18 protein-coding genes are annotated in these 19,609 nt (G+C 47.0%); 9 read left to right on the top strand and 9 right to left on the bottom strand.

Going from position 1 to position 19,609, the window contains the following annotated elements:
• Window positions 1–5: 5 nt before the first annotated feature.
• Window positions 6–2,663, top strand: a complete 2,658-nt coding sequence (locus tag Q1A41_RS15525; RefSeq protein WP_299980843.1) for a penicillin-binding protein 1A — start codon at window positions 6–8, stop codon at window positions 2,661–2,663.
• A gap of 116 nt (window positions 2,664–2,779) precedes the next feature.
• Here the strand turns inward: Q1A41_RS15525 and Q1A41_RS15520 are convergent, their stop codons facing one another.
• The gene (locus tag Q1A41_RS15520) at window positions 2,780–4,045 is read right to left on the bottom strand and encodes a malic enzyme-like NAD(P)-binding protein (RefSeq protein ID WP_299980841.1); all 1,266 of its coding nucleotides are present in this window, start codon (window positions 4,043–4,045) and stop codon (window positions 2,780–2,782) included.
• A 484-nt stretch (window positions 4,046–4,529) separates the two neighbouring features.
• On the bottom strand, window positions 4,530–4,742 hold the full coding sequence (gene rpmE / locus Q1A41_RS15515; protein WP_166853099.1) for a 50S ribosomal protein L31: 213 nt from the start codon (window positions 4,740–4,742) through the stop codon (window positions 4,530–4,532).
• A gap of 305 nt (window positions 4,743–5,047) precedes the next feature.
• Between rpmE and Q1A41_RS15510 the strand changes: the two genes are divergently transcribed.
• The 4 genes from Q1A41_RS15510 to hslU all read left to right on the top strand — a co-directional run bounded on the left by Q1A41_RS15510 (window position 5,048) and on the right by hslU (window position 9,997).
• A complete protein-coding gene (locus tag Q1A41_RS15510; protein ID WP_299980840.1) occupies window positions 5,048–7,258 on the top strand; it encodes a primosomal protein N' in 2,211 nt (736 codons plus the stop codon).
• Between the two features lie 68 nt (window positions 7,259–7,326).
• Entirely contained in the window at window positions 7,327–7,950 is a 624-nt protein-coding gene (locus Q1A41_RS15505) for an SPOR domain-containing protein (RefSeq protein ID WP_299980838.1), read from the top strand.
• A 179-nt stretch (window positions 7,951–8,129) separates the two neighbouring features.
• The gene (gene hslV, locus Q1A41_RS15500; protein ID WP_299775005.1) at window positions 8,130–8,669 is read left to right on the top strand and encodes an ATP-dependent protease subunit HslV; all 540 of its coding nucleotides are present in this window, start codon (window positions 8,130–8,132) and stop codon (window positions 8,667–8,669) included.
• An 8-nt stretch (window positions 8,670–8,677) separates the two neighbouring features.
• Window positions 8,678–9,997, top strand: a complete 1,320-nt coding sequence (gene hslU, locus Q1A41_RS15495; protein ID WP_299980836.1) for an ATP-dependent protease ATPase subunit HslU — start codon at window positions 8,678–8,680, stop codon at window positions 9,995–9,997.
• Between the two features lie 96 nt (window positions 9,998–10,093).
• Here the strand turns inward: hslU and Q1A41_RS15490 are convergent, their stop codons facing one another.
• The 5 genes from Q1A41_RS15490 to Q1A41_RS15470 all read right to left on the bottom strand — a co-directional run bounded on the left by Q1A41_RS15490 (window position 10,094) and on the right by Q1A41_RS15470 (window position 13,724).
• The gene (locus tag Q1A41_RS15490; protein WP_299980834.1) at window positions 10,094–10,582 is read right to left on the bottom strand and encodes a DUF2059 domain-containing protein; all 489 of its coding nucleotides are present in this window, start codon (window positions 10,580–10,582) and stop codon (window positions 10,094–10,096) included.
• 82 nt (window positions 10,583–10,664) lie between these two features.
• Window positions 10,665–11,147, bottom strand: a complete 483-nt coding sequence (locus Q1A41_RS15485) for a DUF3291 domain-containing protein (protein WP_299980832.1) — start codon at window positions 11,145–11,147, stop codon at window positions 10,665–10,667.
• An 18-nt stretch (window positions 11,148–11,165) separates the two neighbouring features.
• On the bottom strand, window positions 11,166–12,065 hold the full coding sequence (locus tag Q1A41_RS15480) for a bile acid:sodium symporter (RefSeq protein ID WP_299980830.1): 900 nt from the start codon (window positions 12,063–12,065) through the stop codon (window positions 11,166–11,168).
• A gap of 76 nt (window positions 12,066–12,141) precedes the next feature.
• Window positions 12,142–12,441, bottom strand: coding sequence for a hypothetical protein (locus Q1A41_RS15475; protein WP_299980828.1), 300 nt, complete (start codon window positions 12,439–12,441; stop codon window positions 12,142–12,144).
• Window positions 12,442–12,473: 32 nt separating this feature from the next.
• A complete protein-coding gene (locus Q1A41_RS15470; RefSeq protein ID WP_299980826.1) occupies window positions 12,474–13,724 on the bottom strand; it encodes a sulfatase-like hydrolase/transferase in 1,251 nt (416 codons plus the stop codon).
• 414 nt (window positions 13,725–14,138) lie between these two features.
• On the opposite strand from Q1A41_RS15470, the gene Q1A41_RS15465 reads away from it, so the two are divergent.
• Complete coding sequence (locus Q1A41_RS15465) at window positions 14,139–15,326, top strand: NnrS family protein (RefSeq protein ID WP_299980824.1); 1,188 nt, start codon at window positions 14,139–14,141, stop codon at window positions 15,324–15,326.
• A gap of 11 nt (window positions 15,327–15,337) precedes the next feature.
• Window positions 15,338–15,721, top strand: coding sequence for a DUF971 domain-containing protein (locus Q1A41_RS15460; protein ID WP_299980822.1), 384 nt, complete (start codon window positions 15,338–15,340; stop codon window positions 15,719–15,721).
• Between the two features lies 1 nt (window position 15,722).
• Here Q1A41_RS15460 and gltS read toward each other — a convergent pair whose 3' ends face one another.
• Window positions 15,723–16,922: a sodium/glutamate symporter gene (gltS, locus tag Q1A41_RS15455; protein WP_299980820.1), complete on the bottom strand. Its 1,200-nt coding sequence runs from the start codon at window positions 16,920–16,922 to the stop codon at window positions 15,723–15,725.
• 56 nt (window positions 16,923–16,978) lie between these two features.
• Complete coding sequence (locus tag Q1A41_RS15450; RefSeq protein WP_299980818.1) at window positions 16,979–17,545, bottom strand: DUF4136 domain-containing protein; 567 nt, start codon at window positions 17,543–17,545, stop codon at window positions 16,979–16,981.
• Between the two features lie 236 nt (window positions 17,546–17,781).
• Here Q1A41_RS15450 and Q1A41_RS15445 point away from each other — a divergent pair, with 236 nt between their 5' ends.
• Both Q1A41_RS15445 and Q1A41_RS15440 read left to right on the top strand, forming a co-directional pair.
• Window positions 17,782–18,378, top strand: coding sequence for a hypothetical protein (locus Q1A41_RS15445; protein ID WP_299980815.1), 597 nt, complete (start codon window positions 17,782–17,784; stop codon window positions 18,376–18,378).
• Window positions 18,379–18,508: 130 nt separating this feature from the next.
• Window positions 18,509–19,573 carry an efflux RND transporter periplasmic adaptor subunit gene (locus Q1A41_RS15440; RefSeq protein WP_299980813.1) on the top strand — a complete coding sequence of 355 codons (1,065 nt, stop codon included), beginning with the start codon at window positions 18,509–18,511 and terminating at the stop codon, window positions 19,571–19,573.
• Window positions 19,574–19,609 lie beyond the last annotated feature (36 nt).

Here is a 19,609-nt window from a genome sequence, read left to right as displayed (position 1 = left end):
AATACATGCGAAATTCTCTCTTCCGCCTTACCTTCTGGCTAGCCGTATGTGGCAGCGGTGCCATTATTGCAGGACTAGCCGCGTTTTACCTGTATTTAAGCCCGAAATTACCCTCAGTTGAGAGTCTTCGGCACGTAAAACTACAAACACCACTGAGAGTTTATTCCAGTGATGGTTTACTAATCGGCGAATTTGGCGAAAAGCGCCGCACCCCCATTCGACACCCTGATATACCGGATCTCTATACCAAAGCCCTGCTAGCCGCCGAGGACGACCAATTTTATTCCCACAATGGCGTCTCCATTCGCGGATTACTACGCGCGGCCTCGCAAATCGTCAGCTCTGGCCACATTCAATCGGGCGGCAGCACCATTACCATGCAGGTTGCCCGCAACTTCTTCCTGACTCGCCAACAAACCTTTGCCCGCAAATTCAATGAAATCTTGCTGGCCCTGCAAATTGAGCGCGAGCTCAGCAAAGAAGAAATTCTAGAGCTTTACGTCAATGTTATCTTTTTAGGCAACCGCGCCTACGGTATTAATGCAGCGGCTGAAGTTTACTATGGTAAACCCTTGAGTGAATTAAGTTTAGCTCAATTAGCAATGATTGCAGGATTACCTAAAGCACCATCCACATTTAACCCAATTGCCAATCCAGATAGAGCACTGATTCGCCGCAATTGGATCCTTGGCCGCATGCTCTCATTGGGCTATATCGACCAAAATCTCTATGACGCCACCATCAATGAGCCCGTAACCGCCAGCGTGCACGGTATCAAGGTTGATTATCATGCCCCGTATGTCGCCGAGATGGCCCGCCGCCAAGCGATCGATATCTATGGCAATGGCGCCTACACTGACGGCCTCAAGGTTTACACAACCATCAACAGCAAGCTGCAAGAACAAGCTCAAAACGCCGTGATAGAGGGCCTAATTGCCTACGACCAACGCAAGGGCTTTCGCGGACCAGAGCAACACTGGCCAGCCAGCTTTATCGATCCAAGTGTCACTGACATTACAGACTTCAACAACCTAGATTTAGCCGCTTGGCAGGGAGCCCTTGAAAACCTAAGTCGCTATGGAGGCCTGGAGCCCGCCGTCGTGGTGCAAGTATTCGAACAACAGATTAGAGCATTGCTAGCGACCGGTGATATTGTAGATATTGAATGGGAGCAAGGGCTGCGCCAAGCCAGAGCCTTCAAAACAGAGAATGCTCGCGGCCCCAGACCAAAGCTTGCCTCAGACATTGTCAACGTCGGCGATGTTGTTCGCCTGCGCCCAGAAGCCGAAGGCAGCTGGCGCTTTAGCCAGGTGCCAAAAGCCCAAGCCGCACTTATTGCCCTGAACCCCAAGGATGGCGCAATCATTTCCATGGTTGGCGGCTTTGACTTTGCCCAAAGCCATTTTAATCGCGTCACCCAAGCCAAGCGTCAGCCTGGCTCAAACTTCAAGCCATTTGTGTATACCACAGCACTAGAGCATGGCATGACACCCGCCAGCATTATTAACGACGCACCTATCGTGTTTGAGGATGCCAACCTTGAAAGTACCTGGCGCCCCGAAAATGATGGTGGAAAATTCTACGGCCCGACCCGATTACGACAAGCGCTTTATCGCTCTCGCAACTTGGTTTCAATTCGAGTCCTGCGCAACATCGGCATACGTAATGCCATCAAAGGTATGGACCGATTTGGTTTTGAGCCGGCACTATTACCGAAAGACCTTTCATTAGCTCTAGGCAGTTATGCGCTTACCCCATTAGAGATTGCTACCGGTTATGCGGTATTTGCCAATGGCGGTTTCAAGGTTGAACCCTACCTATTGAGCAGCATGGTTGATGTGAATGACGAAGTTATTTACCAAGCCAACCCTGCGACAGCCTGCCCTCGATGTGAACAAATGGCCCTGATCGAGAGCGACCTAGAACTTGCTCAATCAGAAACGGACATTGATGGCGAAACTTTAGCAGCCCAGGACAGCGAACAAGCTAAGGCTAAAGACGAAACCACCGATCAAAACGAAACCAACCCAGCAGCCACAAACAACAACCTGCTGGATGCTGAACTTGCCGCTGAGCTTGCCTCTGAACTGGCCGCTCTCGGAGAAGATAGACCCGCTACAGAAGACAGCGCCAAAACCAATACCGAGCCTGCATTTGTAGCGCCAGCCAATCCAGCCGAAAGAGTACTCAGCCCTCAGGTTGCCTATCTAATAAACTCAATGCTGCAAGATGTTATTCGCAAAGGCACCGGCACGGCAGCTAAGACCCTGGGGCGTAACGACCTAGCCGGTAAAACAGGAACTACAAACGGCCCTCGCGATGCCTGGTTCTCTGGCTACAACAGCGAATTAGCAGTAACAACTTGGCTCGGCTTCGATCAAAACCTGATGTTAGGTCGCCGCGAATATGGCGGCTCGGCCGCGCTGCCCATTTGGATTGATTACATGCGCACCGCCCTAAAAGATGTACCGGAGAGTAAGCGCCCACAGCCGGAAGGAATCATCACCGTACGTATCGACCCCAAAACAGGTGAGCGCGCCAACATCAATACCATTGGCGCAATATACGAAAGCTTTAGGACAGAAAACGCTCCAGAACTTTTGCGCCAAGAGAGCATTGGCAATAACGACAGTGATGAGGCGCTACCGGAAGAATTGTTTTAATAGACAGCAAAAATAAAAACGCCCCATTGGGTAAGCAATGCTTATCTAATGGGGCGTTTTACTTTTAGAACAGCCAATTAAAAGTAGCCACAAAAAGCGGCTAGCAAAGCGTAAACTTACTTAATATCAGCCATTGATCTAAGCGGGTAATGCGCAGGGTAAGGCAAGCGAGCCACCCCTGTATCAACCGCAGCTTGGGCAACTGCAGCAGCTACCGCGCCCAACAAGCGCTCATCGGTTGGCTTAGGCAAAATATACTCTCGGCCAAAGCTTAAATCCGCGCCACCATAAGCGGCAGACACTTCCTCTGGCACAGATTGCTTCGCCAATTCACGAATAGCCTCAACCGCAGCAAGTTTCATCTCCTCATTAATCGCCTTGGCGCGCACATCGAGAGTGCCACGGAACAAGAATGGGAAACACAAAACATTGTTTACCTGGTTCGGATAGTCCGAGCGACCTGTCGCCATGATCAAATCGTCACGCGCAGCATTCGCTAGCTTCGGATCAATTTCTGGGTCTGGGTTAGAGCAAGCAAAAACCACTGGATTATCTGCCATTGATTTCAACTGATCTGCTGATAGCAAGTTAGGGCCGGACACCCCCAAAAATGCATCCGCACCTTTGATCGCGTCATCTAAAGTTCTAGCATCAGTTTCATGAGCAAAAACTTCTTTGTATTCATTTAGGTGATCACGGCCTGCGTAAATAACACCTTTACTGTCCAGCATGGTGATATTTTCAGGCACGGCACCTGCACTAATCATCAACTTGCAACAGGCTTGTGCCGCAGCACCAGCACCCAAGCAAACAATTTTGGCTTCAGAAATCGTTTTACCTTGAATCTCTAAAGCATTCATCATACCGGCAACAGTAACAATCGCTGTACCGTGCTGGTCATCATGAAAAATAGGTACCTGACATCGCTCGATCAAGGTTTTCTCAATCACAAAGCATTCTGGTGCCTTGATGTCTTCCAGATTAATACCGCCATAGGTATTGGCGATTCTCTCAACGGTATCAATAAAGGCTTCTGGAGATTCCGCATCGACTTCAACATCTACCGAATCAATTCCAGCAAAGCGCTTAAACAGCAGGCTCTTGCCTTCCATTACAGGCTTGCTCGCCAAGGGGCCTAAATTACCCAAACCTAAAATGGCGCTACCATCGGTGATCACCGCGACCAAATTACCTTTTAAGGTGTACTTAAAAGCGTTTTCCGCATCTTTGGCAATTTCGCGAACTGGCTCAGCCACACCTGGGCTATAAGCCAATGAAAGATCTTCTTGGGTTTCCGCCGAAGTACTCAATTCGATACTGAGCTTTCCGGGACGGGGGAAGGCGTGATAATCCAGCGCCGCTTTTTTCAAATCGTTTGACATGGTCCCAACCACTATTGCTATGTTTGTGTTTGCAAAGCGACAGGCAAGTGCACTATGACACCTGTTCACTATTGCTGAATATTGTAATTATTTCCCGCGAAGCTCTGACGGCTTTTCAGACAGGTCTAGGAAGCATACTCCCAGCATATAAAGCCATCAATAACAATTGTAACCACAATCGCGGTGTTAGCGACCATTGATTACATTAAATAGCCCTATAGCTAGGTTAAATTGGCCTAAATGCCGCATTATTTGAACGAGCAATAATCAATATTAGTCAGGAAGATAAATAGACAAGCGCAAAATAACTGAAAAAACATTAGCTTACAGATAAGAGAGCAGGCATTTCTCACCCCTAAAGCAGGGCATCAAACTCATAAGATAAAACAAGAAAACGTTTTTCAAGGCATAAAAAAACCCTTTGTGAATTTCACAAAGGGTTTTTCTTGCAGCAAATAAATTTGCTGTCGGCTGCTTACAAGAATTACTTCTTGATGCGGCTACCGAAACGCTTCTTAAAGCGATCGATACGACCACCGGTATCAACAACTTTCTGCTTACCAGTGTAGAAAGGGTGACACTCTGAACATACGTCCAAGTGTAGGTCTTTGCCCAAAGTAGAGCCAGTCTTGATGGTGTTACCGCAAGAACAAGTAGCGGTAATCTCACCGTAATTCGGATGGATATCAGCTTTCATAGTGTGCCTCATTAATTAATCTTGTTTCCGCCACCCAGTCATTGCCAAGCACGGAAACCCTATAAAGCGCTTTTAGGCCACTCGCAGCGGCCAAAAAATAGACGGCGCATACTAACAGAACAAGACCAGAACGCAAGCAAAAATGCAGCTTTAGACCAATATCCACGAAGTCTTAGCGCAATGCCTATTCAGATTGGAACAAAAGGGCCTCAGCTCCTTATAATGCCACGGTAAACTCATAAGGCACCTAAACACAATGCCAGTGGTGCTCTGGCGATTACTTACAGGCGCCCTATATCAACGCTATGCCGGATCAGAACCATCAATACAGTATTATCCGAGTTGCCTTACCGGTACCACTGCGCCGACTCTTCGACTACATCGGCGAGCCCGGCAGAGACTACCCAATAGGCTCAAGAGTCAAAGTACCCTTTGGCCATAGAGAGCTTACCGGTGTTGTACTAGAACAAAGCCGCGACACCAAGCAAAGTATTGCCAAACTCAAAGCCGCTGGAGCAGCATTAGACCAGGATAGCTTAGTACCTGAAGAAATCCGCCAGCTACTGGATTTCTGTAGTAGCTATTATCAATGCCCGATCGGAGAGGCCTATAGTACGGCACTACCAAAGCTCCTACGCCAAGGTGAGGCGCTAAGCCTGCCCCAAAACGAGTACCTACAACTCAGCCAAGAAGGGCTTGGCCTTCCACCAGGAGGGCTCAGCAAAGCTCGTAAGCAAGCTGCTTTACTTAGCGCCCTTCAGGAAGAAGGGAGGCTTGATAAAACCGACTTAAAGAGACTATGTATCAGCAACGCAGTGGTCAAAGCCATGCTGGATAAAGGCTTAATTAACTGGCATAGCGAGCAGCTGCCCACGATAGTAGCTAGTGAACATCAAAAACAAGCCCCCCTGCCACTGAACGAAGAACAAGAGGCCGCACTAGAGCAGCTGCGCTATCAACAATTTTCCTGTTATTTGCTCGAAGGCACCACAGGCAGCGGCAAAACCGAAGTTTATTTACAAGCCATTGCCGAAGTACTACGCGAAGGCCGCCAAGCCTTAGTTTTAATTCCTGAAATTGGACTCACGCCGCAAACCCTCGGACGCTTTCAAAACCGCTTTAAATGCCCCATTGTAGCGATACATTCTGGGCTTAATGATAAAGAGCGCCTGCAAGCTTGGGGCATGGCTAAAACCGGTCAAGCCGGAATTGTTATTGGCACCCGCTCAGCGATATTTACACCGCTATACCGACCAGGAATTATCATCATTGATGAAGAACATGACCTGTCCTTCAAGCAACAAGACGGTGTGCGCTACTCGGGTAGAGACCTTGCGATATTTAGAGCGAAAAAAGCGAATATTCCAATTATCTTAGGCACAGCAACACCCAGCCTAGAAACCCTGCACAATGCCATACAAGGTCGCTACGAGCATTTGCGCCTTACCCGACGAGCAGGCGCCGCTAAACCACCAGCAATTATCGTTGAAGACATCAAGCAAAAGACCTTGATTGGCGGCCTTAGCCAAAACAGCCTAGATGCCATCGCAAACACCCTCGCAGCCGGTAATCAGGTTTTAGTATTCTTAAATCGACGGGGATTTGCGCCTAGCCTGATCTGCCACAACTGTGGTTGGGTTGCCGAGTGCCGTCATTGCAGCGCAAGAATGACCCTGCACAAAGCGCAGCATCAAATGCGCTGCCACCATTGCGAAGCCAGCATGGCGCAGCCTCAACAATGCCCGGATTGTTTTAGTAGAGAATTAATTAGCCAGGGTTATGGCACTCAGCGCAGCGAGGAAACCCTGCAAGAGCACTTCCCAGATACCCAGATCATTCGCATCGACCGTGACAGCACTCGCAAGAAACAGGCGATGCACGAGCTATTGCACGAAGTCGATCAAGGCCAACCATGTATCCTATTGGGCACCCAAATGTTAGCCAAAGGCCACCATTTTCCTAATGTCACCTTGGTCGTTATTGTGGATGCCGATGGCGGATTATTCAGCGGCGACTTTCGAGGTCCGGAAAGAATGGGCCAGCTGATTACCCAAGTGGCCGGTCGAGCTGGGCGGGCCGAAAAGCCCGGAAAAGTTATCATCCAAAGCCATAACAAAGACCACCCCCTGCTAGAAACGCTTTTGCACAAAGGTTACCACCTGTTTGCACGACAAATACTGCGAGAACGACAACTTGCCTATATGCCGCCCTATAGGCACTTAGCCCTGCTGCATTGTGATGCCCGTGACGGCATGCAAGCTGAGTCATTTTTACAGAATATGCGCCAATGGCTTGAACAATATGCCCCACCAAGCCCTGAACGAATCTACCTGGGGCCATTTGCAGCCCCGATGGAAAAACGCAAGCAAATGTATCGATACCAACTGCAATTTAACTGCGAGAGCCGGCGCCATATGCAGCAGATACTGAGCTTAGTCGGTCAATACCTGGATCAGAGTAAGATACCGAGCCACATTCGCTGCTCCCTTGATGTCGATCCCCTAGACATGATGTAGAATGTCGGGTTTTCGCAGCCCGCCGCAAAACGGGTTGCTAGGTAGTTAGTAAGCAGTTCAAGGACCCCATGAGCCAAGATTTCGCCAAGAAAAAACGCAGCACAAGCAGCCGCAGCAATTCTCGTAGCAGCTCTCGCAGCACAGCGAGCGGTAATAAGCGCCGCAGTAGCAGCAAAAAAGCACAAAGCCGCAGCGCTAGCGGCTGGTTATGGTTCCTTTGCGGCGGCCTGCTAGGTAGCCTTGCCACCTTTTTAATATTCTTAAGCGGCGTGATCCCCGCCCCCCAGGCCGAGACAGCTAAGCAAGCGAGTAACAAACAGCCCGCTGCCGAAGAAAAAAGCATCCCCCAGCCGCGTTTTGACTTTTACGAGCTATTAAAAGAATCTGAAGTTGTTGTTGAAAAATCGCCGGATGCCTACGACGGCGGCGGCTTGCGTCAGCAGAAAGATATGGAATTTTTGCTGCAGGTTGGCTCATTTCGCAGTGCTAAAGATGCTGATCGCCTACATGCCAAGCTGGCACTATCGGGATTCGACAGCCAAGTTGAAGAGGTTAAGGTGCGTAATGGCAGCATCTGGCACCGCGTTTTGGTCGGCCCATACGCGAGCAAATCAAAGTTGGCCAATACCCGCGGCAAACTGATAAGCCAAGGCATAGAAACCTTAGTCATCGAACGCGAAGCACGAAAATAAACGGTCACTATAGCTGCCTGAGCTATTAATTTCAGTATCACGCAGCCCTCTCAGTAACAATTTACCTTCCTTTGCACAGCGCAAACCCATTATCGCTTGAAAAGCCACAATATTGCCCATACTTAAAGGGGTAATCGCCAAGATTTTTTTGGCAATCAACCCCCTTAGAAGGACGTCCCGTGGAACAATATCGAGGCACAACTATTCTATCCGCTCGTCGCAATGGCAAAGTAGTCATAGGCGGCGACGGCCAAGTATCAATGGGCAATACCGTGATGAAAGGCAATGCCCGTAAGGTTCGCCGCCTGCATGGCGGCAAGGTTATCGCCGGCTTTGCCGGTGGTACCGCCGATGCATTCACGCTATTCGAGCGCTTTGAAGCCAAACTAGAAGCCCACAATGGGCAGCTAGTAAGAGCCGCCGTTGAGCTGGCCAAAGACTGGCGCTCAGACCGAGCCCTGCGCAAACTTGAAGCTCTACTGGCTGTCGCCAATGAGGAAGCTTCTCTAATTATTACCGGTAATGGCGATGTGATTCAGCCCGAAGACGATCTAATCGCTATTGGCTCTGGCGGTCCCTTTGCCCAATCTGCCGCCCGCGCACTGTTGGACAACACCGAGATGGAAGCGATCGACATCGTTAAGCAAGGCTTAAAGATTGCTGGTGACATCTGTGTGTACACCAACCAGAACCATACCATTGAAGAACTGGAATACTGAGTAAGACCATGTCCCAAATGACACCTAGAGAAATTGTTCACGAGCTGGACAAACACATCATCGGTCAAAAAGATGCCAAGCGCGCTGTTGCTATCGCTTTACGTAATCGCTGGCGTCGCATGCAACTCGACGAAGAGCTGCGTAATGAAATCACTCCTAAAAATATTTTGATGATTGGCCCAACAGGCGTGGGTAAAACCGAAATTGCCCGCCGCCTTGCCAAACTCGCTAACGCGCCATTTATTAAAGTAGAGGCCACCAAGTTTACCGAGGTGGGCTATGTCGGCCGCGATGTTGAATCTATTGTTCGCGACCTAGTCGACATGTCGATCAAGATGTATCGCGAGCAGGAAAAAACCAAAGTTGAACATCGCGCTTACGAGGCCGCTGAAGATCGAATTCTGGATGCTCTTCTACCGCCAGCACGCGGCGAAGATCTGAGCGAAAAAGCGGAAACTGGCACCCGCCAAATCTTCCGCAAAAAGCTGCGCGAAGGTGAGCTGGATGATAAGGAAATTGAGCTTGAACTTTCCGCCACCCCAGTAGGCGTAGAAATTATGGCACCTCCTGGCATGGAAGACATGACCAGTCAGTTGCAAAATATGTTTTCCTCAATGAATACAGGAAAAACCAAAAAGACCAAGCTGACCGTTAAGCAGGCACAAAAACAACTGCAAGACGAAGAGGCCGCCAAACTAATCAACGAAGAAGAAGTTAAAGCTAAAGCCATTGCCGCAGCCGAACAAAATGGTATCGTTTTCATTGATGAAATCGACAAGGTTGCCAAGCGCCAAGAAAATTCTGGCGGTGATGTGTCCCGTGAAGGCGTTCAACGTGACTTGCTACCATTAATTGAAGGCTGCACCGTTAGCACCAAACACGGCATGATCAAAACCGATCATATTTTGTTTGTTGCATCAGGCGCATTCCACCTATCCAAGCCTTCTGATCTCATTCCAGAACTGCAAGGCCGCCTGCCTATTCGCGTAGAACTTGAAGCATTGAGCGCTGCCGACTTCGAGCGCATCTTGGTAGAGCCAAATGCTTCTCTTACCGAGCAGCAAAAGGCACTACTGGCCACCGAAGGTTTAGAGCTTAACTTCACTGACGACGGTATTCGCAAAATTGCCGAAACAGCATTTGATGTAAACGAGCGCACTGAAAATATCGGTGCCCGACGCCTACACACTGTGCTAGAGCGTTTATTGGAAGAAATTTCCTTTGACGCCAGCGATAGCCAGGGCCCGGTAAACATTGATGCAAATTATGTTAGCAAGGCGCTGGGCGAGCTAGCTCAGGATGAAGACTTAAGTCGTTTTATCTTGTAAAAAATATTTGCCAACTTACAAATCAATAAGGGCAGCTTTGGCTGCCCTTATTGATTGCGCTTAAGCTAGCGCCTTATATCACTACCACCATCAATTTTAATTCGCCTCACTCAAAGATTTGAGGCGAGCGGCCTCCTCTTCAAGCATTGGCTGTAGATACTGCATATTGTTGGCCATACGCTCCATATTTGCCTCCAGCATCGACATTTGGATAGCTGACGCATTTTTATTAAACTTCTGCCCCACTTCTGAGGTATGAAACTTTTTCAACTCAAGCAAATCATCTTTATCGAATAACTCAGAATAAATCAGCGCAACATCCTCCACCACAAAGTCATAGTGGACATACTCGCTATAGAACTCTTGAAACACTTTACGAAACGGCTCCATATGAGGCGCCCCCTTGATAGTGTCGTCAACAATCTGCTTGATCATTTCCTCATGGGTTTGGGGACTATGAATGATCTTCGCCAACTCCAAAGCCAACATCAAATCATCATACTTATCGATTTCCGTATCGCCTGTATTCTCCTCAGCATGTAATAAAACCGAACTCAAGCACAACAACACAACTAACCATTTCATACTAACAATTTCCATATCAAAGCTTTAAAAGTGAATATACTACCGCCATGCCCTTTGAATCCACACAGTAATTCTTAAAATTTCAAGCACAGCGGTCCTGAAAGGCCTCGACCAATTCTCCTGTCGGTGGCGCAAAAGGTTGTTTAAAGGTGAAGGCTGCATAGCTAGGGCCATTGCACTTAAGCAACTCTAATCGAATCTTAGCCTCCTCTGGTGTTGGCATGCGCCCCTCTTCTATCCACCAGAGCACCATATGAAAGTCGATCTTATCGAACCACTCTTTACGTCGACGCATGATATCTCGGTGATCTTGATTGCGATAAACAAAATTCACCAGAGATTTTACATCGGTCCATACCGACATATTTAAGGCAATATTTGGGTCGTCAAAGGCTTGCACATCCATCGCATCATTACCATCACCGGTAAAGCGCCATACAAAGCCTTGCTGCTCTTCGGCGATCGCATTTACACGATCCAGATTATTAACAAAGTCCGCATTCACCGGGTGCTCTTGAGGTAAGCGAAACTTAGCAATATTTGCCTGTGCCAGTAGATATTTCATACAGGGCTCCTTAAATCGTTAATGACTTGCCGGTGCTGTGGAGCGTCGCAGTGCGATCAAAGCAGCGGCCACAAACATTTGCAAACCACCGTACAGCAACAGCGCCAACAATACCATATCCCCGACTGGGTCAACCTGCCCTAGCACAGCTGGAAACAGTAAGGCTTTTAACATTAGGCCAAGATTGATATTACGCACGACCACTTCCATATCAACGGCCGTTGCATCAGCATGGGAGAGCCTGAGCAAACCCCAGGAGATCAGCCAGCTAACCACCCCCATTGCCAATATAAAGAATACGATCAGAAATACATTAAAGTAACCAAATAACTGTAAATCTAAACGCCCAGAAGCCGATGCCCCAACCACAATCATAAGCAAACCAAACATCGACGCTCGAATCGCCCATTTTGAAAACTGCTCAGCAGTGGAGGGAAACAATTTCAGATAGAGCATCCCTAATGCCAATGGCAATAACAAGGTCAGCGCAATCTCTTTCATAATGTGCGCCTTAGGCATCACAAACTCTACCGGCATATAATTGGCAATGAGTAAATCTAAAATGAAAGGAGTGGTAAATAAGCAGGCTAAAGTCGTCACGGCGGTTATCGCGACGGATAGGGCAATATTTCCTCGAGCAAAATGCGTAAAGATATTCGAGGTTGAGCCGCCAGGAACGGAGGCAATTAAAGCCAAACCAACGGCAACACCGCCAGCCAAACCAAAAGCCGAAATAAATAGCCATGCAATCGCTGGTACAACTAAAATTTGAATCGCTGTACCACTGCTAACGGCCTTAGGCTCCAACATTAGTTCTTTAAAATCTTTCGGGGTTAGCGTTGCCCCCATACCGACCATCGCGGTAATTAATTGGAAAGCGGAAAACCAGTATTCATATTGGATATAGAGAGAGCCCATACACTGCCTTAGTTCTTATTATGGATTATATAAAAGACTAATTATGATCAGGCCAAAAGGGAAACAAAAGTATTATTTAGTTAAGAGCCGATTCTCCAAGTAAGTAAGAAATGCCAACAACGACAATAAATATGGCAATAAAGCCTACAATCGCGACCAAGGCCTGGCATTTATCACTGGCCCTGTCAGGCTCACCCCAAGCTTCTTTTGGTAAGCGCCCTAGGCTGAGTAGACGACAAATTGGCCAGCCGATATACCAGCCAGGCCTTTCAAAGCATAAATCCCAACTGTTGATCAGCACCCACAGCAAGCCCCGAAAAAACAAGCTAATAATACGCAATATACTTTTAAATAGCCCTTCAGCTAAATCTTCCATGTACTCCCCTAGAGAATTACGAACAATTGCAGTTAATCGCTAAGCTGAGAATGCTCCCAAGCATCCCATAGCTCACTTAACTCCTTTAATTTACTTTGACGACTATAAAACAAATTATTACGCTCACCCGGATCTGCACTAACATCAAATAAAAACTGCGTATAGCCATCTTGAAGGTATTTCCAGCGTCCTTTTCTAGCGGCCTTCATCGACTTATTTTTCCAAAATATCGCCCTGTCGGAAAACGACTCTTTATCTTTAAGCAGCAAGCTTTTTCCGTCAGTACTCTCGATCAACTTATTTTGTCCTGCCGCATCGAGAATAGAAGCACTGACATCCATAATAATACTTGGCTCATTTATTCTCTTTCCGGCTGCCAGCTTATTAGGCCAACGTACCAGCAAGGGAACGCGAATACCTCCTTCCCATAAAGTATCAAAACCATGAAAAAGCGGCCCCGAATTTGCGAAATGCCGTCCGCCATGATCATAGGTAAATATCAGCAAGGTATTGTCACTTAGCCCCTGCCGTTCTAGCTGCTGCATTACCTTAGCAATACCTTGATCCATTCTTTCAATCATTGCCACATACTCAGACCTCTTAGCCTCTGTGGCATCCCAGCCACTATCCCAATTCTCCCGCGCCAAATCTGGCCCCTGATATGGCGGCAAACCTGCACTGTAGGAAAGATAAAGAAAAAAGGGACGCTCGCTCTTAGCCGCGATAAACTCCTGCGCCGCCTCACTAAATAAATCGCTTAAATAAGCAGCTCTTTCGACCGGGACTTTATTTTCATACAAGCCGTTTTTACCATCAGAAGTTTGATGACTGTGACGGGAAAGTGCCCATGAGTTATAGCCCAGAAAATAATCAAAACCATGATCATTAGGGTGGCGTCCTTCAGATAGACCAAGATGCCATTTACCAATTAGGGCTGTCCTGTAATTAGCGTCTTTAAGCCCCTTAAGTACGGTGTTTCTCTCGGCCACAAAGCCACGACCTTTTTTAAAGGCTTTTCGCGGATACAAGCCACTCATCAAAGAAGCGCGCGCTGGGATACATTTAGGGGCTGAGCTGTAATGACTGTTAAATTGAATCCCCTGCTGGGCTATCGCGTTCAAGGACGGGGTTCTAATATCTTTAGCCCCATAAGGCTCTATATCACTGTAGCCCATGTAGTCAGCCACAATTAATACTATGTTTGGCGCGGCGATAGCATTCACAGCGCTACTAAAGCAAAGCAACAATATGCAGATTGAAATGATTTGATTGAGCTTACGCATTTGTAGCCCCCCACTTTCCCCCATTAAATAAACTACTCAAGCAGCATTCACTATAACAGCCAGCTTAAAGCGAATGAGTCTCTTTAAGCTCAGCACTGTCCGCTAATTGCATCATCTTAAAAAATACCATCTAAGGTACCTACAATTAATGTCCAATTTAACCGTATCCGCTGAATGACCCAGGCGACGATTTATGTTTAAATAGCAACATGCTCCTTTCGCCCTTGATGCTATCCAGCTCCAGGGGCTTTTCTTTCCCCTCTCCTTTAAAACACCCTTAAAAAACAAATGGTTATTGCCGCCCAAGATGATGTGAATGCTCACTTCTTGCGCCAAAACAATAACAGCAATGCTATGATTGTGCTTTACTGAGGCCATGATAAAGTAGCAAGGTATACCTCTGAGGATCGCATTATGTCCCTGATCCAGCTCCAGGAGCCCACTCCTTCCAATCCTGGATTTTTAGCAATTATTCTTAGCGTTGGCTTTCGGCCATTTTTTGCTCTTGGCAGCCTCGTCGGTGCCGCCATGATGCTTAGCTGGGTATTTATTTATCGCGGCACACTTGAGCTCCCCTTAGCGAATATCTTTAGCTGGCATGCCCACGAGATGATATTTGCTTATGCGATCGCCATTGTGGCGGGCTTTTTATTAACCGCAGTAAGAAATTGGACCGGTCTCGATACCGCACGAGGCCCACTGTTATTGGGCTTAGTCACTCTTTGGCTGCTCCCACGACCGCTAAGCATGATGCTAGCGCCCTCTTTTTGGTTGAGCATTATTGATCTAGCTTTTATCCCCGCACTCGCTATATGTTTAGCTGTACCGATCATTCGCAGTAAGAATTGGCGCAACTTATTGTTTATCCCCATCCTAAGCGCGTTTTTTATCTGCAACCTCTTGTACCACTTAGCAATACATCAACAGCTCGAAATTAACCCCAGCACTCCAATCTTATTTGCACTAGAGCTTGTACTGATGCTGATTACCATCATCGGCGCTCGAGTCATGCCGATGTTTACTCGCAATGGTACCCAGGCGGCCGTAGAGCCAAGAAGCTTTCCAAACCAGCCTTTGATATTACTTGCAGCAGGAGTATCACAACTACTGGTCAATACCTTCTTAGATGTCAAACTGTTACAAGCCACAAGCAGCCTAATATTTGCCGCCCTAATTTTTTGGGCGTGGTTAGGCTGGCAAGGCACAGCCTTGTGGCGCAAGCCAATGTTGTGGGTACTGCATATTGCCTACCTAGGCCTAGCCATTAGCTATATCAGCAAGGCGGCCAGCCACTATCATTTGATGGCCAATAGCTTTTGGATACACAGTGCAGCTGTACTTTGTATCGGTATGATGACCATCGGTTTTATCGGGAGAGTCAGCCTTGGCCATAGCGGACGCAAACTAGAGTGCAGCCGCTTGATGTTAAGCAGCTACTGCCTAATGCTGCTAGCGGTTGCATTAAGATTAGCCGCGAGTATATGGCCCAACCCTGCACTTTGGGACGGTGCCGCCTTTTGCTGGAGCTTAGCCTTGCTTTGTTTCGCCATTGAATTCATCCCATACCTCAGCAGCCCAAGAGCTGACGGGAAGGCACTGTAGAAGACACGAATATGTATCAAGCCCCTAAAAAAATAGAATTCCACCGCCGCAGCCAAGAGTTGGAAGTTATCTTTAGCCAGCAGAGCTATCGCTTTAGCGCTGAATTTCTCCGGGTCCATTCACCGTCGGCTGAGGTGAAAGGCCACGGCCCGGGCCAAGAGGTTTTACAGCATGGCAAACAACATGTTGCCATCACCGATATCGAAGCCAACGGCCACTACGCTATCCGTATCACATTTGATGACGGTCACGATTCCGGAATATACAGCTGGGCTTATCTTGCCGAGCTTGGGCAAGATCAGGAAAACCTGTGGCAGAGTTATTTGAATAAACTGGCCGAAGCTAACTTAAACCGCGACCCAGATACCCAAGTTGTAAAAATCTTTGATATGTAAGCTACAAAGAAATTGCAAAGCGAATTAAAAAAGAATTACTAATATCGACAAAAAAAGCCGATATCAATGGCAAGATAATAAATGCCATTGGCGCTGGACCATGGGATTTGGTTACCGCGGTCATATTGGCTATTGCTGTTGGTGTTGCCCCCAAAGCAAAGCCACCAAAGCCCGCACTTAATACTGCGGCGAGATAATTTCGCCCCATTAAGTTAAACAACACAAACACAATAAATAGAACAGCTGACACAGTTTGGGCTAATAGAATCAAAAGCAATGACGACGCCATCCCAGAGATAGCCCAAAGCTGCATGCTCATCAAAGACATCACCAAAAACATACTTAAAGAAAAGTCAGAAATAACAGCTAAAGCACGACCACGCGCTGGCCACTCTATTTTTGGGAAAAATCTTGTCACGAAGTTTGACATGATAATGCCAACCAACAAAGAACAAACAAAGAGCGGCAGCTTTAAACCAAAGGCCAGAACCACCTGACTGACAAACCAGCCAACGACAATTACAAGATGCAAAACCAGCATTGTTGACATCAAGCTAATATGATCGATCTTTGTTTGCGCTTCATTTGCAAACGCAACCCCAATACCTGATTTCTCATCAGATTCACCAGACAAGGAGTGTTTACTAATAAGAAATTGCGCAATAGGCCCACCAATTAAACTGGCGATAACCAAGCCAATTGTTGCGCTAGCCACACCAATCTCTAAGGCCCCTTTAACACCGACCTCTGAAAACTCTGGGGACCACGCTATCGCGGTTCCATGCCCTCCAATAAGAGAAGCTGAACCAGCGAGCACTCCCAATGCAGGAGGCAGCTCAAGGGCCCAGGCCGCCGACATGCCAACAATATTTTGCACCACCATATAACCCAAGGTCAGCAGTAACATAATTAGCAAGGGGCGACCGCCACTAAACAAATCAGCTAAACGAGCATTTAAGCCAATGGCTGTAAAAAAATACACTAAAAGTGTGTCGCGCACATCAAGCTGATAGTTCAACTCTATATCCGCAAAACCGTATAGTAATAAGGCCGCTAAAGCTGCTAACAAGCCACCGCTAACCGCATCAGGGATGTTGTAGAAACGCAGAAACGGCACTCTTTTATTTACTGCCACCCCCAAAAAGTACACAACAATTCCGAGGGTGAAGCTGACAAAATTATCTAGAGTGACCACATCCATTAGTTATTGCTCGTCAAATTTATGATGGTTTTAGCAGTGCTAGTATTAAAAGCACTTTATTTGGCAGGAAACTCTTGCAGCACAGTATCTACAGCTGTCTGCAGCTGCTGATCCGTACTTGGCTTATTCAAGTCTGACTTTTTCAGGCGACTTGATACCATTCCATGCCAAACAGGGCTGTTTCTCTCTATATCATACACATCTATCGCCAAGCTGCCCTTAGTATAGGTCCTAGTCATTAAAGTGGTACCGTAATTTGGGCCGCCCCAACGCCAATGTACGTCGTATAGAACAGCAGGATCAGACTCTAGTTTTACGGTATCTCGCGCTCCAACAGAAAATGAAATGGCAATATCCGCTTGAGCTTTATCCGCAACGTAATCATAACCTTTGGCCACCAGATTCGCTTTGATGGCTTTCATTAACCTAGGTTCTATTAACGGACTAACAACCCTCTCCCCCGTCTTCAACATAGGATTAGCGTTTGTCCACGCAAAGGATTTATAGCTCGAAAAGTCTTGTCGAGAATCAGAGTCAGTAAAGACTTTAGGCGCAGTTGAACATGCAGCAAGTGTAAACGCACATGAGACCAGAATAGCCACGTTCAAGGGTTTGATATTCATATATAGTATCTCCTGATAAGAATCTTTAACCTTTAAATTTTAGATATAAGCAACCTTTGACATATTTAATCATTAAGGTTTTTTGAACGCGTTGACCCAGATCAATAAGCTTCATGCAAATATCAGTAATCTATGCACTATAGGCAAGAGGTGTTGGTTCAAACTATTCCAGCTTTACTGGTAGCACAGAAAAAATACATAAATATCAAGCACTTAAGTTCTACAAGAGGCCACTTATGAACAACGATGAAATTCAGAGCTACAAGGAGGGGATATCAAAGCTTCCTGATCACATCCGTGACATTCTAGAAAGCAAGTTAACGTTACCGGAAATCGAGGCCCTACACGCCTATACGCTTCACCAGAAAGAAGAACACCTGAAGCAAACCCAATTAGAACTGCAGCAAGAGCTACTCGAGCTTTTGCAGCGAATAGAAGATGCGGGACTGTACGTATCAGGCGACCAGGTCCTACCTAAAGAAAGCGGCAGCGCCTACTCTGAAAAAGAGAAAAACTATCAATGCCCTACCACTAAGCGATTGCAACGAGCTGTCGAGCTGCCTTCTAATGTGTTCGCCGTTAATTGGCTGTGGTCCAGACACTCCCAATACCAACTAGGTGACAGCGGCAGGGGGAGCGGAAGAGCTGATTACGAAAGGGCTGTAACAAAACAGAACAACCCCAATATTAAGATGGTTTCTGTGGCTAACTATCGCTGCATGCTCGCTTTTTTTAAGCACCCAGAGTTAAACATTGAACAAATTTGCAGAAAATATAGAGCAGGCACACCGGCAGCGATATGGGCAGTACCTGAAATTCTAAAACTTAGTTAGAATAGCATCTCTACTAGGCGAAAACCATCAAGCCAACTTACCTATCTGCACAATTGACGCATATACTTTTACTCGACATTTCGTCGCTCCCCACCTCAATGGGTAGCGATACCACAATCAGGAGATAACCATGAGCTACAATTTCGCCACTAAGGCTTTATTGGCCGGTTTTATCAGCATTACACTCGTAGCTTGCAGCGATGAACAGGCTCCAATAGCTAGCGAAACGATAAGGCCCGTAAAGCTAATCACGATTGGTACCGAGAAAGCAGAGGAAATCAATCGTTTCCCAGCAGTGATCAAAGCCAATAAGTTTACAGAGCTCAGCCTACAAGTTGGTGGCAAACTCGAAGAATTTCCAGTCAAAGAAGCCCAAGAAATAAAAACCGGTGACCTGATCGCCAAAATTGATCCAAGCGATTACAAATCGGCTGTCGCAAGTGCAAAAGCTCAATTCGACAATGCTAAAAATGAGTACGAGCGCGCCAAAAGCCTCGCTGGAAAATTAGCCATTTCTAAAAGTGATCTAGAACAGAGAAAAACTCAGTTTGATGTAAGTAAAAACCAACTTGACCAAGCCCAAAAGGCATTAGCCGATACAATTATGCGGGCTCCTTTCGATGGTGTGATTGCACAAACCTTTGTCAATCAGTTACAGACTGTTTCTGCAGGGCAAGTTATCGTCAGCATTATCGATGAAGGGCTCAACAAGGCCACTGCTGATTTACCAGCTAGTTTCGTAGCTAAAATTCCTAGAGACACAGCAGAAGACGAGAACAATCAAGCCTTTATCATCCTTGATGCGAACCCCAACGAAAAAATACCTGGTGAATTCAGCGAAGCAACATTGATCGCCGATGCTTCATCGCAAACCTATGCCGTCAGCTTTACTTTTCCCGCCCCAGACAACATCAATGTCTTGCCTGGTATGAACGCCACTATAGAGCTTCATCACAAAACCAATGATTCTTTGAGAGTTGCGGTACCTGCAGGAGCGATTAACAATGACGGCGATTCTGATTTCACGTGGCTGGTTGATAGTAAAACAATGACGGTACACAAGCAGGTCGTGATTATTGAACCTGGGATCGGTCGCACTATGATCGTAAGCCAGGGGCTTAGCAGTGGAGATACTATTGTCGGCGCTGGTGCCGCCTATCTATCTGAAGGTATGAAGATTAAAGAATGGAAATAAGCGCATATTTATCCATTTTCCAATCTGAATATTTGA

Origin of the sequence: uncultured Pseudoteredinibacter sp. (genome assembly GCF_947502065.1) — a bacterium.
GTDB lineage: Bacteria > Pseudomonadota > Gammaproteobacteria > Pseudomonadales > Cellvibrionaceae > Pseudoteredinibacter.
The sequence above is the reverse complement of the archived record's forward strand: the minus strand, read 5'-3'. Positions and strand labels throughout refer to the sequence as shown.

Coding starts and splice junctions, on each gene's coding strand:
- Q1A41_RS15490 (WP_299980834.1), bottom strand. CDS start 10,582: ATGAAATGGTTAGTTGTGTTGTTGTGCTTGAGTTCGGTTTTATTACAT.
- gltS (WP_299980820.1), bottom strand. CDS start 16,922: ATGGATGTGGTCACTCTAGATAATTTTGTCAGCTTCACCCTCGGAATT.
- Q1A41_RS15460 (WP_299980822.1), top strand. CDS start 15,338: ATGTATCAAGCCCCTAAAAAAATAGAATTCCACCGCCGCAGCCAAGAG.
- Q1A41_RS15475 (WP_299980828.1), bottom strand. CDS start 12,441: ATGGAAGATTTAGCTGAAGGGCTATTTAAAAGTATATTGCGTATTATT.
- Q1A41_RS15480 (WP_299980830.1), bottom strand. CDS start 12,065: ATGGGCTCTCTCTATATCCAATATGAATACTGGTTTTCCGCTTTCCAA.
- Q1A41_RS15510 (WP_299980840.1), top strand. CDS start 5,048: ATGCCGGATCAGAACCATCAATACAGTATTATCCGAGTTGCCTTACCG.
- Q1A41_RS15465 (WP_299980824.1), top strand. CDS start 14,139: ATGTCCCTGATCCAGCTCCAGGAGCCCACTCCTTCCAATCCTGGATTT.
- Q1A41_RS15485 (WP_299980832.1), bottom strand. CDS start 11,147: ATGAAATATCTACTGGCACAGGCAAATATTGCTAAGTTTCGCTTACCT.
- Q1A41_RS15470 (WP_299980826.1), bottom strand. CDS start 13,724: ATGCGTAAGCTCAATCAAATCATTTCAATCTGCATATTGTTGCTTTGC.
- hslU (WP_299980836.1), top strand. CDS start 8,678: ATGTCCCAAATGACACCTAGAGAAATTGTTCACGAGCTGGACAAACAC.
- Q1A41_RS15525 (WP_299980843.1), top strand. CDS start 6: ATGCGAAATTCTCTCTTCCGCCTTACCTTCTGGCTAGCCGTATGTGGC.
- Q1A41_RS15520 (WP_299980841.1), bottom strand. CDS start 4,045: ATGTCAAACGATTTGAAAAAAGCGGCGCTGGATTATCACGCCTTCCCC.
- Q1A41_RS15445 (WP_299980815.1), top strand. CDS start 17,782: ATGAACAACGATGAAATTCAGAGCTACAAGGAGGGGATATCAAAGCTT.
- Q1A41_RS15440 (WP_299980813.1), top strand. CDS start 18,509: ATGAGCTACAATTTCGCCACTAAGGCTTTATTGGCCGGTTTTATCAGC.
- rpmE (WP_166853099.1), bottom strand. CDS start 4,742: ATGAAAGCTGATATCCATCCGAATTACGGTGAGATTACCGCTACTTGT.
- Q1A41_RS15505 (WP_299980838.1), top strand. CDS start 7,327: ATGAGCCAAGATTTCGCCAAGAAAAAACGCAGCACAAGCAGCCGCAGC.
- Q1A41_RS15450 (WP_299980818.1), bottom strand. CDS start 17,545: ATGAATATCAAACCCTTGAACGTGGCTATTCTGGTCTCATGTGCGTTT.